The following is a 14790-nucleotide window of genomic DNA, read 5'->3' on the forward strand; positions in this document are numbered from 1 at the left end:
TAAAGAGCACTATGCAAATCATTTTGGAAATATTTATTCTTGGATGGTTGGCGATTGGAAGACAAAAGAATCGGAGTTTCTCGGACTAATCAAATTGACTCTGCATAAAAAATATCACCTTGATGTCTTTGATAACAAAAAATTCAAAATGGGAGAGTAAGAAACTAAATAAAATAAACATATTGTGATTGAGAACAATAAATGAACAATTGAATGACAAAACAGTCTAAACAGTTTCGACAAGTCAATTCACCAAAGCAACATTAATATATAATAACATACCTATTGTTGCAATTTTTTCACATAAATCCCTTGCAATGATCTTTCTACATGTTTTCATAGTAGCATGAGACTGATCCTCGTATCCAATAGGTTGCCAGTCCAGTGGGATGGCACTCCCAATGTAGGTGGTCTTGCAACAGGACTTTCCAGTTTTCTTTCTCACTGGAAATCATTAGGAAATGAAGTGGTTTGGGTGGGCTGGCCAGGAAAGTCCATTCCCGAAAAAGAACAAAAGTCATACATTAAAAAAATGTGGGAAGAACATGGAACCATTCCTGTTTTTCTAAAACAAAAGTTAGCAGATTCATTTTACAATGGATTTTGCAACAAAACCATATGGCCATTATTTCATTATTTTACATCCCATTGCGAATATTCAGATATTACTTTCGAGTCCTACGTAGAGGCAAATAATGAATTTGCACGATCGGTCGAAGCGATATACCAACCGGGAGACTGGGTTTGGATCCATGATTATCATTTATTTTTATTACCAGAAATATTAAGAAAACTGTTCCCTGACATTTTTTTATCGTTCTTTCTGCATATACCATTTCCAACATTTGAAATTTTTCGCTTGTTGCCAGAACGATTTCGGACAAAAATTCTTACTGGAGTATTAGGTGCCGATCTCATTGGATTTCATACCCAAAGTTATACACAATATTTTCTTAGATCTTTATTAAGATGTTTAGGAATAGAAAATGAACGTGGAATCATTTACTATAAAAATCACTTAACCAAAACTGGCGCATACCCAATGGGTATCAACGTTGAAAACTTTATCCAATATTCAAATTCAAAAGAATGTGATACCATCGCAAACGAAATCAATAAAAACCACAAAAACTTAAAACAAATTCTTTCGGTCGATAGATTAGACTACACAAAAGGTGTATTACAAAGGTTAAGTGCTTTTGAACTTTTTTTAAACCAAAATTCGAATTGGATAAAAAAGTGTAAATTCGTTTTGGTTTTAGTTCCTTCCAGAACTGATGTTTCATCTTATTTATCTATGAAAAAAGCCATAGATGAAAAAGTAGGCGCTGTCAATGGCTCATATGGCACATTAGATTGGACACCGATTCTTTACCAATACAAGGGATTTCCATTCGAAGAACTCGTACCTCTTTATAAAAATACCCACGTTATGTTAGTCACACCATTCCGCGATGGAATGAACCTTGTTGCTAAGGAATTTTTAGTTTCACAAAGCTGCGGCATGTTAGTCCTAAGTGAGATGGCAGGCGCAGCAGCAGAACTACCAGAAACAATTTTAGTGAACCCGAATGACTTAAATGGAATGGCCGCAGCTATTCGAGAAGCAATTGAAATGGATGAAAATGATATTTACTCTCGTAACCATGTAATGATCAATCGTTTAAAAGAAAACACAGTGAATGATTGGGCAAAGAGAATTTATTCTGACACCGAGGATCTATGTTTAAAAAATTTAGCTTTCCAAACAAAAACCTTATCTCCAAAATCCGATACTTTATTACCTCCAGACAATAAACCAATTTTCATTATCTTTGATTATGATGGCACACTTGTTCCTTTCGAATCTTTGCCTCACTTAGCTGTTCCGAAAAAGGAATTACTCAATTCATTATCAACATTATTGGAATTTCCGAATATATCTATAGCAATTATAAGTGGAAGAAATAAATCTTTCCTCGAAGAAACTTTTCAAAATCTCCCTTTGCATTTGGTAGCCGAACATGGTGCTTGGCATAGAGCACCTTACGGAGAGAGGTGGACTTCGTTACATTCATCAAACTTAGAATGGAAAGAGCAAATCAAAAACCACCTAAATGAATTTACGAAAAGAGTTCCTGGATCATTTACTGAGGAAAAAGAATTCTCCCTAGTTTGGCATTTTAGAAACGCAGATCCTGATATTGGACTAAATGCCGCAAGAGAAATGTTAGATGAATTATCACAAATATCATCTAATAGTGGTTTCTTCGTTCAGCGTGGTAATAAAATTATTGAAGTTAGAGATTATGGTACCGGGAAAGGAAAAGCTGCCATAAAAATAGTCCCCAACGCAGATTTAAACGTATTTGTATTTGGAGACGATACAACAGATGAGGATATGTTCCGGGAATTACCAGATTCTGTGACTTCCGTAAAAATTGGGAATTCAGAAACTATCGCAAAATACCGGTTTAATGCACCTGAAGAGGTCCAAGAATGGATTTATAGCTTAATATCCCACCTAAAACAGGAATCCAAATGAACAAACATAAATATGATTCAGGTATCATTGGAAATGGAAGTTACATCGCACACATCAATCGTTTTGCAGAAATTGTGTGGTTGTGTTGGCCAAACTTTGACAGTTCCCCCATTTTTGGTTCACTCATTGACAAAAAATGTGGTAACTTTTCAGTTATTCCGAATGCAAAAGTAATCAAAACATCGCAAAGCTATATTGAGAATACAAATATTCTTCGCACCGAAATTCATACTGAATGCGGAGCTTTCGCAGTTGTTGATTTTGCACCCAGATATTATAAAAATGGAGATTTAAAATATGGACGATCTTTATATAGAAAGATTATCCCTTTGTATGGAGATATAAAAATAAAAATTGAAATTGCTCCAACTTATTATTATGGGAGTAGTATAATAGAGAAAAAGGTTTTTTCGGACCACATTCTCCTAAAAGTCCCTGAATTTAAAATCCAAATTTTTTCAAATATTTCATTAAATCAAATTTCAATGGGAAATTCTTTCCATCTTAACCATACTATTTATATCGGCTTATTTGAATCTCCACCTGAAGAACTACCAATAGAAGATTTTATTGAATCAGAATTTGCAAAGACTAAAACCTATTGGCAAAACTGGGTCAAACATTGTACGATTCCAAATTTTGCGCAAAGTCAACAAATTCGATCTGCATTATGCTTAAAACTACATCAATTTCAAGATACTGGTGCAATCATAGCAGCTTCAACCACAAGCTTACCAGAAGCTCCCCATTCTGGCAGAAATTGGGATTACCGTTTTTCTTGGTTACGTGACGGTTTTTATACGTTGCATGCATTAACGAATTTAGGACAATTCGAGGAACTTGAAATGTATTCTCAATTCATAAGTAACCTAACACCTGGTAGAGATGGTAGGTTCCAACCGTTATATAGTATTTTTGGTGAATCAATATTAGAAGAAAAAATATTAAATTTAGATGGTTATCTGGCGAATCAACCAGTTCGCATCGGTAATTCGGCATATACTCATAAACAAAATGATGCTTATGGCCAAATTTTAATTTCGCTATTGCCTTTATATTTAGATGAACGCATCCCTGAAAAGAACAGATTTCATAATTTAAGTTTGATAAAAAATATATTGGACAAAATTGAACTTACGATGTCCGAACCAGATGCTGGCCTTTGGGAATTCAGAAATTTTTCACAAAAACATTGTTATACTTTTTTGTTCCATTGGGTCGGTGCGAAGGCTGTAAAAGTAATAGCTACCGTATTAGGGGAAAAAGAACTTCAACAAAAGTCTGAATCTTTAATGAAAGATGCAGAAAATAATATAGAAGCCTGTTTCGATATTGAATTAGGTTGTTATACTCAGGCACAAGGAAAAAAAGATTTAGATGCAAGTTTATTACAACTAATTACATTAGGATACTTAGATCCAAAATCTGAAAAAGCCAAAACACATCTCAAGGCAATAGAACAATCGCTGAAAACAAAAAACGGTTTATTATACCGGTATTTACATAATGACGATTTTGGAAAACCTGAAACCACTTTTTTAGTTTGTACTTTTTGGTATGTAGAAGCATTAGCTTGTATGGATCGTTTAGACGAAGCAATCAAATTATTTAATGAAGTAACGAAACATGCAAACCACGTCGGCTTATATAGTGAAGATATTGAATCGAATTCAGGGAGCCAATGGGGAAACTTTCCTCAAACATATAGCCATGTAGGATTAGTCAACGCAGCTCATCGAATTTCCGAGAAAAAAACAAAGAGTTTATTCTGGTAAAAACGTTCATTCTAAAAAAGATAAATTGAAGGTTTACGGGTAACGATTTTTTACATTGTATTCGATATTTTTTAAGAAGAACTTCCCGTATGTAAAGTCTCCCTCTGGATACTTCCAGATGGCTTCTCCATAAGTGGGTATCTTAACTCCGTTCAATTCTTTATAATCTTTTATTGGAGTAGACCAACGTGCTTTCCTTAAAGAACCATCATCTTGTAGTGCAGACCGATCATCTGATATAAACTCAACCAACTCACCTATTTCATTAAAAATGAGGACTGCAGATACTCGATACTTCCCATTTTTAAAAAAAACTTTCGTAGACAAAGGACCGTTTGCCTCCCAAGAGATCCTTCGGTCAATCAGTGCGGCGGGGGCAAATAAACAAAGATCGTTTAACACGGTGATAGTTTCTGCGATCGTTAACTCTTCATTGTCTAAATCAACGGCATTAAAAAGTGAAGCGACACGAACTAACATCGTAGCCTTTTCCTCAGAATAAGAATGAAGGACACGGAAAGGAATTCCCATCATACTTGCCTTCATATAAAAATGGCGAGCAGGATGTAAAAAAAAGTTATACTGCTCAGACGAAGAAACCATCGGCTTCGCTTCCGGATTTTTATACATCAATTCATCAAAAACAATTCGTACATTTTGAACTTGGTTTTTCCCTACAACACCCACATATAGAAGGTATTTTTGAACGGGAAATGGCAAGTGTCGAATGTCTGATTTTGTTAGTTTTTTTTCTATTAGAACTGGTTGAGTTTTAAATTCAAATTGAACTTTGGAATCAAAAGAGGATTGAACTCCGTGACAACCAAAGAATAAGGCGAAAACTAAAACTCGCCAAGGAATACCATCTATTACCTTCTGTCTCAATTGGTCCATTTTCTTCTCCTAAAAATTAGTTTCCCGTTTCTCCCAAAAATGAAGCAAAAAAAATGGATTTGAAATCTATTCGTAGGTTTTGTGTTAACGTAACCAATATGAAGAACTTTTTTGCTCAAATTCCCTTTGTTCTCCGGCAACTAACGTTTGGAAGGTAAAATTTAATCTTTCACGAATTGATTTTATATTTGCAAAATTTCGAAAAAAAGTTAAGAAATGACAAGTGGTTACCCTACAGAAAAAAAACGTCACTTTATTTGCTTTATCACTTGTTTTACCTTTGGTTCAATTTCTCGTACAAGTAGATAGTTTTTATTTATCAGATCCGCTCGTTAAAATGATCCAAGTCATTTCACTCTGGAAACAACAATGGCAAACTCAGAGCATTGTTTATCCTGCCTACGAGTTTGATCCCCTATTTCTTCTGAGTCCGTTTAACGAAGGATTTGTTTTCCAAAACCAAGAAAGGTTAATCGGGAACTATCCAATTGCATTTACCTTTATCTACTCGTTATTCGGATTTATACCCTTTCAATTTCTTCCCTTCCTAAACTTTCTGTTTTTACTAGGCTTTCTTAAACTTCTAAATAACGACTCTATCAAAACCTCTGTATTAATATTTGTTACATTCGGAACAGTTGTATTCCCGTTACTCATTGATTTTTCTGAAAATGCGATTTTCCTGCTCCTTTCTGGCTATGGGTATATTTTTTTACTGAAAGCCTTTCAAAATCAGAATACTAAACATTGGTTTCTAGGTAACTTTTTCCTTGGTTTAGCCATTTGGTTTCGACTTGAAGCTGTGTTATTTTTTGCGTCTATTCAAGTTACTATATTCATAATTGATTTTTTCATCGAAAAAAAATCTCTTATCCAAACTCTTAATCCCATTCGCTACATTATTTTCTTACTAATCTTGTCATCATTCCTTCTCTGGAACCAATACAGTTATTCGCATCCAATGGGAACACGTTACTTAGCAACTATGGCCTATAGTTCTAGATCCATTTGGGATCAAATCATGATTTTCCTCTCGATGTCATTGACATTCCCAAAACCAGAAGGGTGGTCTTTGGGGTTTTTTCTACAAAGTCCAATCTTTTTATTTGCTTTGATCCAGTTGCGCAAAGAACAATTACAAAAGAATCAGACATTATTCTATCATTTTTGTATATCGATGATATTCCTTTTAATCGTGGGGATCACTTCTCCAAATGATGGTATTACCTTAACAGGTAGATATCTTTTGTTGCTCGTATATCCTTTATCTTTCATATTAAATGAACAAATAGAAAACATACAAAAGAAAAAAACAATTTTCTATATTCTTTCTATTTGGACTTCTATATGTGCTCTCGTTATTTCCGCCATTTTCTTTTTCGCAAACAAGGAACTCACAAAATTAAAGAAAGAAATAAAACCTATGAATTCAGAATTAATTGTTACTACGAGCGAACTTTTATCAGGTGCTTATGGTTTAGACTTAATTGAAAAGAAGGTGCTTTGTATTAAAAATCCTTATCTAGTTAAATATCTCTTTTATAACATAGAAAAAAAATCACTAAACGAATTTTTGATTACTACAGTTGAAAAACAGACCAAATACAATCAGTATGAGAAAGGAATATATGATTCAATTATTTCAGAATCAAGTCTACATGGATATAGATGTATGGATGAAGAACGTTCAAAAAGGATCCTAAGTCGAAGATGCCTAAAGACAAATTAATAAACCGCTCAATGTTGAGTACATAAAGCGCAAATGATCGCAGCGGAAATCCTTTGCAAAGCAAAGATTGGAGCAAAGAGCATGGTCGCATATGCGATGCGCCCAAAGAAAAATCGCAAAAACGATCCAGTATGGAATTCAAACTCCTGTAAGATAGAATTATCTTAAGGAGAGAATATGGAATTCCAACAAATCCAAACGGGGATCATCACTGAAAAATTAGAAGAAACAAAAGTATTTTACGAAAAATGGTTGGGCTTAATCACAAAATTTGAATCGGATTGGTTTGTATTACTTTGTTTACCAAATCGTCCAGAGGTAGAATTGGCAATCATGAAACCTAACCAACCACAAGTGAGAAAACCCTATTTCCAAAATTCTTACCAAGGAAAGGGTGTTTGGTTTATTTTTGAATCAAAAGATGTAACAAAAGAATTTGAGAAAATGAAACAAAACAAAGCACCCATCGACCTAACTCTCACTACTGAGGAATGGGGAGATGTCCACTTTACCTTAGTGGATCCCAATGGAATTGGGATTGATATTGTTCAAGAAAGAAATTCAAACTAAAATTTAGAAAGACAAACCGAGGAAACTTTTTTACCTTTCTTCTGGAAAGAAAAAAGGTTCCTCCGTGCCAAAACCACCTAACCTCTATCCCGTTTGGAACAAATTAGAAAAACAATTGAATGAGACCATTGGTCTGAACCAAGTTGCTTTTTTTACAGGTTATAGTGATTGGCACTTTCATAGATTATTTAAATCCATCCAAGGGGAAAACGTCAAAGAATACATCCGCAGGTTACGTTTAGAAAAAGCAGCATACGAATTAAAAATCACAAACTTCCCCATTTTAGAAATAGCGATCGAAACTGGTTTTTTATCTCACGAAGCTTTTTCAAAAGCATTCAAACGAGTGATTGGTTCTACTCCCTCCGAGTTTCGAAAACAGTTCCAAAAGAAAAAAAATATAAAAAAGAAAACAAACCACCTAACAATTCCCGATGGTATTTCAAAATTCGGTTTTCAAATCAAAATCATTTCTACTTTTCCAATTGTTTATGTCCGCCATATAGGAAGTTACGAAGAACTTCCTGGACCACTTGCGGGGAGTAAGGAAGTTCTCTCCTTACAATCTTTCATTCAAAATTGGAGTCCTTCCTATTCAAACCACAAATGGATCGGTATTAGCCAAGATGACCCTGAAATTTCACCCAAAGGAAAAATACGATTTGATTTAGGAATTACTGCGGGTTCTTCACAAAACCCAATTCCAGAAGGATTTGGAATTGGGTCCATACCGGGTGGAAAATATTTACAAATCCGGTACCAAGGTAGTTACCATAATTTACCCAAAATTTATAACTGGATTTTGAATGATTACATAAAAACAACATCCTACAAATTAAAAAACCAACCACCTTGGGAATGTTATTTGAATCCTCAGGAAAAACTGGATGATAAACGCATAACGGATATCTATTTTCCAATTCGTTGATGGATCTTTAGTTCCCAAAGTTGGTTAGCATCAAACAAAAGTTCTTAATACTTAAGTTTTTTATTTTTTAGAAGCCACCACAAAAGAAGCACTATCTTCATAAAAGTGGTAGGAAAGAATTTTTCCATCTTTGATTTGTATCTTCAATGCCCATTCACTTTCAAAAGGTTTGCCTGTTTGTTTGATGGTATGCAAAAAACTTCCACTCGCAAACACCCAATCTTTTTTACCAACAATCTGATCCACTTGAAAACGCTTTGTATCCAACTGGGAACCCATATTCTTTAAAAACTCCTCGGCACCAGCAATGCCATTGTAAGTTCCATACAATTGATTCTCACTTCGATTTTCATTACGAACGGCCGTAATGATTGTTTGTGGGTGAAAACAATTCAAAACTCCTGTTGCGTTTCCTTTTCCAAATTCGTTAAAAAAGGTTTCTAAAACCTTTTCCCCGGTAGGTGATGCAGATTTTGCAAACAATCCAACACTTCCTAATAGCAAAGTAGCTAGTACCAAAACTGGTTTCATTTTAATCTCCTCGAATTAAGATACCAACAGTATCGTTATTCGATACTAGCGGTATCGGAATATACTTGACAGTCAATTCTTTTTTAAAAAAATTTGATTTATGGCTGTAAAAAAGAAAATGGCTTCAAAAACTGCGGGTCGCCCCAGATCGGAAGATTTAGAACCCTTGGTCTTAAAAACAACATATGAAATGTTAGCAAAGAAAGGGTATCATGGTTTTTCCATCGATGATATTGTAAAGGAAACCGGAGTCGCCAAAACCACTATTTACAGAAGGTGGCCTAACAAAGCAAATTTGGCGATGAACACAGTCACTCATATGATTTCACCTTATTTGGAATTTCCAAAAGAAATACCTTTTGAGAAAGCACTCTTAGAACAAATGGAAGCTCTCTCCGGCGTATTCACTGGTAAATTTGGGCGAGTGATATCCACACTTATTGGTGCAGGACAACAAGATAACGAACTTTCCGAATCAATTTTAGAAAATTATTTACTCCCCAGAAGAGATGCAGCCAAACAATTCTTTCGTTTTGCCATTTCATCCAAACAAATTCAAGTTTTGTCAGACGAGGAAATTGATGTCTGTATGGACATCCTTTATGGATCCTTATATTTTCGTTTGTTACTGAAACATGAAAAACCAGAATTCCAAAATTTAAAACCTTGGTTAGAAAGATTTTTACGAACACTCAAGTAGTTTGGGAGTCGATATTTTCTGTTCTTAAGATTGTATTGGAGCAGAAATTCAATTCAATCTTAAGAACAGAACAATGAATTTTACCTTCAGCTAATTGATCTGAATACTATCTAATGTCATAAAAACGTGTAAAATAATTTTATCCCAATCCTCTTGTGAAAAGTTAGGCATAAAAATCATGTTAATCGTAACACGATAGGTTTCTTCATTTTTTTTGTCATAGAAGAAGGCAATTGCTTTATTTCCAACTAATTCGCCTTGCCCAAAGTATATTGCCATAGGATCCGTCTTAAATTTTAGATTAGTTTCCCAAGCCTGAATTCGGTTAGGTGGAGAACCAAAATCTTTTTTAATAGACTCTTCAACCAATGTTTTGAAATTTTTGGTTTTTTCTGGAATAACGGAAACATCAATTAATAAAGAAAAACATTCAGACGTTTGCTGGCAATCCGCCTTAAAAAAAGAGATTGGATACTTTAGCTGTGCTTGAATGGAATCATATCGATCCGTTATTTCAGGAACGGCAATAACCATTGATTTTACAATTTGTCTCTTCTTTGGGAAAAATGAGATCCCTCTATATGTTTTTGTAAGCCAAGTTTGAGTATAAGTTCTTTCTGATTTACCACGTAAACAGCGGACTTGTCTGACAGCAGTCCCTCTACTTAAATAAGCTTTACTTTCAAAAGAATATGCATAATAAATACCCTGATTGCCCTTTTCATCTGGAGTTGATGTCCAATAAATATCGAAAGTTGTGTTATCGCTGATTTCCATTTTTTTTTGGTTCAGATAATTCAGAATATCTTCATGCCAACTTTTAGTGATTCCATTTGATTCAGAATCTTGAATTTCAGTAAATGTAGGCAAACGCATTCCAATTGCGCTGCATTGACTTGCTGCTTCATACCAATTCATTAATCCGATGTAACCGGACCATTCAAGGTTTTCAATTGCTTTAGGACTCGCTTTCCTAGGTGAATTTTTATCTCTTATAGAAGAACATGAATAAAAGAATATGAAAACTAAAATCTGAAAGAAAAAGACTAATTTCATTTGATTACCTGCAAAAAGACAAATTATCATTTTTCACAATTCTTAGTCAAATTCTCTAATGCATAAATATTCGATATTTTCTGTTCGTTTTTCAAATTTTGCTTTTTCCTTTTTTGTTTTTGATTACCATCAAAAACCATGAAACACCTAGCAAAACTTTGGCTTCTCTTATTTTTATTATTTGAGTCCTGCGTTATTTTCCAAGCAACAAAAGTGCCAGCAAACAATCTCAAGGCGGCAGTTGAAACAAAATCAAACAAAAGTCCGAAGATTGTATTTCTCGGTGATAGCATCACTCATGGTCGTGTTAGTTACGATTATGTGGCTTCCATTGCAAAGCACCCTTCTTTAGCAGATTACCAAATCATCAACGAAGGAATTAATAGTCGTTTGACGGTTCAAATTCTTGAACAACTTGAGAATGTAAAACAAATCAATCCTGATATTGTTTTCCTCCTGATTGGAACCAACGATTTAAAAGCCACACTTTCGGAAGAGGAATACAATCGATATGCAAATCTTTGGAAATTAAAAGATCCAGTGACAGAAGAAAGTTTTGTTCGCAACCTAACAAAAATCATCCAAACTATCCAAAAAGATACCAAAACAAAACTCGTTGTTTTTTCTCCACCCGTTTTGGGAGAGGACCCAAACTCCATTCCATTCCAAAGATCAAAAAGATTTGCAGAACTCACCAAACAAGTGGTCACCAAAGAAAAAGCAATTTACAAACCACTTCATGAAACACTTTCCAGAGGACTGGATGAATCCAAACTGAATGTACGGAAACCCTATATCCAAGGCACTTGGGGAATGTATTGGACAATTTTGAAATACTATTCTTCCACTTCCAGTTGGAATGATTTAGGTGATTCCAATGGATATTATTATTTAACCGATGCCATTCATTTGAACGAACGTGGAGGAAAAATTCTAGAAGACATGGCCTTAGAAGAAATCCTCGTTGGAAAAAAATAACAATCATAGCGTTAATTGATACTTAATCTCTTTCTAAGCAGATAAGGAAGGAAAGTTCTGACTATTCGTGACTGCAAGTTCTAACATCAGAATGAAAATATAGATTTTTTATCGTCAAAGAGAGTATAAATCTTGTTACAGTAGAACTGGGTGTGTGGTGATTTCTACGGGAATCGCCTCCTCCACCATCCAGAAAGGAGATTAGGGAATGTCCGCAGAAACAAACGAAATCAGTCTATTTGAGAGAACTCTCTTTCGGAAAGGGGTTTCACTCATTGTGTACACAAAGTACGGATTGAGTGCAGTGTTTCTTTTAGGAGTTGCTGCCAATGTTGCCACGAAAAGTTTTATACCAAATTTTATTGGCTCTCTCATCTTTTTACTCAATGGAATTGTTCCGGGATATTATTTACGAAAAGATAAAGAAATTTCAAAATCATGGGCCTTTACCATTATCTTCATCGACCTACTCATTTTGGTTAGTTTCTTCTACTTAGACATCTATAATAATTATACAAAAGGTGATGCAAGTAATACAATCAACGCAGGTATCTTTTACATTATTTTTGTGTTTATTGCCATTTATTCCAGTTTTCTTTTCGAATCTAAACTTGTGGTGGTGGTAGGGATCATTTCCACCTTTTTATACTTAGGTGGTATTTATTTATCAGCAAAACTTGGTGCGGCCCTTGTGGGTAAACCTAGCCCTGATATGTTAAGAGCAAACCATGTCATCGTTGCCACAGAGGTACAAAAGGTAATTTTTTTCTTTGGAGTGATTTTCAGTTTACGGTTCGTAGTGGCCCTAATTCGGGAAATGCAATCCGACCTTAAAACAAAACTCAAAGAAACGTTAGAAAAACAAAACTTTATTTCAAACAAATCCATCCAATTGGAACAGTCTGCCAATACTCTTGCTGCTTCCGTAGATACATTACAATCCATGTCGGATGAATTACACAACCAATCTCAAAACCAAGCGGCTTCTGTGGAAGAAATCTCTGCTTCCGTAGAAGAACTTTCTTCTTCGGCAATTAGTTCGGCAAATCTTGTGGAAGACCAAGTGGCTCGTGTAAAAATTGTAGATCAAAACTTTTTATCTCTTCAAAATATTAGTGAAAACGTAAAAAACAAAACCACTCAAATCGCAAAGGATGTAAGCCTCTCTGCTGATTTTAGCAAAAAAGTAAAAACCTCCTCTGAAGAACTCAATAGTATTTACTCAGAACTGAACCAAGCTTTTTCAAAAGTGGAAGAAATCAACCAAATGATGTCGGAAATTGCTGATCAAACCAACTTACTAGCGTTAAATGCTTCTATCGAAGCCGCAAGAGCTGGAGAACATGGACGTGGATTTGCGGTCGTTGCTCAAGAAGTTGCAAAACTTGCTGAACGTTCTCAATCCAATGCAGGCACAATTGCAAAAATTGTGAAAGATGCCGGGATCAAAATCAATGAAGGTACCAGATACTCAAAAGAAGTCAAAACCCAAGTGGAAAGCCAGAACCAAGAATTACTTCGAATCGAAAGCGAAATTTTAAGTTTAGAAGGTCATGTCACTGAACAAGAGAATTTAAATTCACAACTAAGACTAACCTTTTCCGAATTACATGTTCTATCCGAACAAATTGGTGTGATTGCGCAAGAACAGATGTCTGGTAGTAAAGAAATCAATCATGCGATTACCACCATTGATGAAACCACACAAAAACTTGCGGATTCGGTACAACTCCTTTATGAGGAGATCAATGCCATCCATACCCAATCCAAACAGCTAACATTGAACTAAGGGATTTCCCTCTATTCTGAACGGAGTTTTAGGGATAAAACCTGTCTTTACAACAGGTGCCTTTTCTAAAACTTTGGGAAATCGTAGGAAATAAATTGATAACCTTTACCGTGCTATGTTAAAACCCAATGCAACAGACCGCCCTGGTCAAAGAATCGAAGATACCATCATGGCCATTTTGGAGGAAAATCCAAATCATGAGGAGTTTCTATTCCAAAGAATCAAAGAACTTCCTGCCTACCATTTAGAAGATTCACAAATTTATTCAGCGATCTTAAAAGTCCTCACTTCACTTGAAATTTCAGAAAATGAATCCGAATTCGTTTGGTCAGAAATCATCCAAAACCAAACCAAACTCAACCAATGTATGGGCCGCCAAGTGGGCTTTCGAGTTGCTTTATTTGATTATTTTACCAACATCAATCCCAAAATCAAAAATCCAAAAACTATAGAGATGAAACTCTTTGCTGATACCGAAAAACTGATATTAGTTGATGAACTCACTCGATTATACAACCGTAGGCATTTCGAAACCGCACTCATTCGAGAATTCAAACAATCCACAAGATACAATCAAAACCTCACTCTTCTTATCATGGACATTGATGATTTCAAAAAAATCAATGATACCTATGGTCATACCACAGGTGATGAAATTTTAACAAAGGTTGCAAAACAGATAACATCTTGTTTAAGAATGGAAGACACAGCTTGCCGCATTGGCGGTGAAGAGTTTGCAGTGATTTTTCCACAAACAAATGAAGAACAAGCACTCATTGCATCAGAAAAACTTTTGGAAGCTTGTCGCACCATCCAACTTAGCGGTAAGTCTGTGACACTTAGCGGGGGGATTGTATCTTATCCTGAAAAAGTCAAAACTTGCGAAGAGATGTATGACTTAGCAGACCGTGCCTTGTATACAGCCAAATACTCCGGCAAAAATCAAATTGTGGCTTATTCCAATGAAAAAAGAAGTAGTTTGCGTTTTGATGCCAACCTAGAACTCCTTTTCATTCTACCAGATAAAACTCTCAAAACCATTTCTAAAAATATTTCCGTAACAGGGATTGCCTTTGATACGGAAGATGATATCACACTCAACGAATCCTTCGATGTCAAACTTCGTGAATCAGACACCAATCAAGAAATCAATGCAAAGATCAAAGTAGTCAGAAAAGAAGAATTTGGATTTCACAAGTACCATATGGCTGCTGAATTTTTGGAACTCTCAGTCGAAGACCAATCCAAACTTTCTGACTTGTATACTTTACACCGATACAAATCAAAGATTCCTACCGGTGCCGTATCATAAAAAA

General features: G+C 35.1%; 12 protein-coding genes. 9 read left to right on the plus strand and 3 right to left on the minus strand.

Annotated features, from left to right (window positions below):
* The first annotated feature begins 346 nt into the window (after window positions 1-346).
* Both EHQ47_RS12470 and EHQ47_RS12475 read left to right on the plus strand, forming a co-directional pair.
* On the plus strand, window positions 347-2524 hold the full coding sequence (locus EHQ47_RS12470) for a bifunctional alpha,alpha-trehalose-phosphate synthase (UDP-forming)/trehalose-phosphatase (RefSeq protein WP_135777281.1): 2178 nt from the start codon (window positions 347-349) through the stop codon (window positions 2522-2524).
* Window positions 2521-4299: a glycoside hydrolase family 15 protein gene (locus tag EHQ47_RS12475; RefSeq protein ID WP_135750062.1), complete on the plus strand. Its 1779-nt coding sequence runs from the start codon at window positions 2521-2523 to the stop codon at window positions 4297-4299. Before EHQ47_RS12470 ends, EHQ47_RS12475 begins: the two co-directional genes overlap by 4 nt.
* A 33-nt stretch (window positions 4300-4332) precedes the next feature.
* Here the strand turns inward: EHQ47_RS12475 and EHQ47_RS12480 are convergent, their stop codons facing one another.
* Window positions 4333-5193, minus strand: coding sequence for a DUF6544 family protein (locus tag EHQ47_RS12480; RefSeq protein WP_135777282.1), 861 nt, complete (start codon window positions 5191-5193; stop codon window positions 4333-4335).
* A 223-nt stretch (window positions 5194-5416) separates the two neighbouring features.
* Between EHQ47_RS12480 and EHQ47_RS12485 the strand changes: the two genes are divergently transcribed.
* From EHQ47_RS12485 to EHQ47_RS12495, 3 genes are all read left to right on the plus strand, one after another.
* Window positions 5417-6922 carry an LA_3751/LA_3752 family putative glycosyltransferase gene (locus tag EHQ47_RS12485; protein WP_135777283.1) on the plus strand — a complete coding sequence of 502 codons (1506 nt, stop codon included), beginning with the start codon at window positions 5417-5419 and terminating at the stop codon, window positions 6920-6922.
* Window positions 6923-7099: 177 nt separating this feature from the next.
* On the plus strand, window positions 7100-7492 hold the full coding sequence (locus EHQ47_RS12490; protein ID WP_135750060.1) for a VOC family protein: 393 nt from the start codon (window positions 7100-7102) through the stop codon (window positions 7490-7492).
* Between the two features lie 64 nt (window positions 7493-7556).
* On the plus strand, window positions 7557-8420 hold the full coding sequence (locus tag EHQ47_RS12495; RefSeq protein WP_135750059.1) for an AraC family transcriptional regulator: 864 nt from the start codon (window positions 7557-7559) through the stop codon (window positions 8418-8420).
* A 60-nt stretch (window positions 8421-8480) separates the two neighbouring features.
* Here EHQ47_RS12495 and EHQ47_RS12500 read toward each other — a convergent pair whose 3' ends face one another.
* The gene (locus EHQ47_RS12500) at window positions 8481-8951 is read right to left on the minus strand and encodes a nuclear transport factor 2 family protein (protein ID WP_135746752.1); all 471 of its coding nucleotides are present in this window, start codon (window positions 8949-8951) and stop codon (window positions 8481-8483) included.
* A gap of 100 nt (window positions 8952-9051) precedes the next feature.
* Here EHQ47_RS12500 and EHQ47_RS12505 point away from each other — a divergent pair, with 100 nt between their 5' ends.
* Complete coding sequence (locus EHQ47_RS12505) at window positions 9052-9651, plus strand: TetR/AcrR family transcriptional regulator (RefSeq protein ID WP_135746751.1); 600 nt, start codon at window positions 9052-9054, stop codon at window positions 9649-9651.
* A gap of 90 nt (window positions 9652-9741) precedes the next feature.
* On the opposite strand, the gene EHQ47_RS12510 is transcribed toward EHQ47_RS12505, so the two are convergent.
* The gene (locus EHQ47_RS12510) at window positions 9742-10707 is read right to left on the minus strand and encodes a hypothetical protein (protein ID WP_135746750.1); all 966 of its coding nucleotides are present in this window, start codon (window positions 10705-10707) and stop codon (window positions 9742-9744) included.
* Between the two features lie 138 nt (window positions 10708-10845).
* Between EHQ47_RS12510 and EHQ47_RS12515 the strand changes: the two genes are divergently transcribed.
* The 3 genes from EHQ47_RS12515 (at window position 10846) to EHQ47_RS12525 (ending at window position 14786) form a co-directional block, all read left to right on the plus strand.
* Window positions 10846-11685 carry an SGNH/GDSL hydrolase family protein gene (locus EHQ47_RS12515; RefSeq protein ID WP_135777284.1) on the plus strand — a complete coding sequence of 280 codons (840 nt, stop codon included), beginning with the start codon at window positions 10846-10848 and terminating at the stop codon, window positions 11683-11685.
* A gap of 208 nt (window positions 11686-11893) precedes the next feature.
* On the plus strand, window positions 11894-13474 hold the full coding sequence (locus EHQ47_RS12520) for a methyl-accepting chemotaxis protein (RefSeq protein WP_135746748.1): 1581 nt from the start codon (window positions 11894-11896) through the stop codon (window positions 13472-13474).
* Between the two features lie 115 nt (window positions 13475-13589).
* Window positions 13590-14786: a diguanylate cyclase gene (locus EHQ47_RS12525; RefSeq protein WP_135746747.1), complete on the plus strand. Its 1197-nt coding sequence runs from the start codon at window positions 13590-13592 to the stop codon at window positions 14784-14786.
* Window positions 14787-14790: the final 4 nt, after the last annotated feature.

The sequence above is a fragment of the Leptospira bourretii genome, assembly GCF_004770145.1.
GTDB lineage: Bacteria > Spirochaetota > Leptospiria > Leptospirales > Leptospiraceae > Leptospira_A > Leptospira_A bourretii.

Coding starts and splice junctions, on each gene's coding strand:
- EHQ47_RS12490 (WP_135750060.1), top strand. CDS start 7,100: ATGGAATTCCAACAAATCCAAACGGGGATCATCACTGAAAAATTAGAA.
- EHQ47_RS12520 (WP_135746748.1), top strand. CDS start 11,894: ATGTCCGCAGAAACAAACGAAATCAGTCTATTTGAGAGAACTCTCTTT.
- EHQ47_RS12515 (WP_135777284.1), top strand. CDS start 10,846: ATGAAACACCTAGCAAAACTTTGGCTTCTCTTATTTTTATTATTTGAG.
- EHQ47_RS12510 (WP_135746750.1), bottom strand. CDS start 10,707: ATGAAATTAGTCTTTTTCTTTCAGATTTTAGTTTTCATATTCTTTTAT.
- EHQ47_RS12505 (WP_135746751.1), top strand. CDS start 9,052: ATGGCTGTAAAAAAGAAAATGGCTTCAAAAACTGCGGGTCGCCCCAGA.
- EHQ47_RS12525 (WP_135746747.1), top strand. CDS start 13,590: ATGTTAAAACCCAATGCAACAGACCGCCCTGGTCAAAGAATCGAAGAT.
- EHQ47_RS12475 (WP_135750062.1), top strand. CDS start 2,521: ATGAACAAACATAAATATGATTCAGGTATCATTGGAAATGGAAGTTAC.
- EHQ47_RS12500 (WP_135746752.1), bottom strand. CDS start 8,951: ATGAAACCAGTTTTGGTACTAGCTACTTTGCTATTAGGAAGTGTTGGA.
- EHQ47_RS12480 (WP_135777282.1), bottom strand. CDS start 5,193: ATGGACCAATTGAGACAGAAGGTAATAGATGGTATTCCTTGGCGAGTT.
- EHQ47_RS12470 (WP_135777281.1), top strand. CDS start 347: ATGAGACTGATCCTCGTATCCAATAGGTTGCCAGTCCAGTGGGATGGC.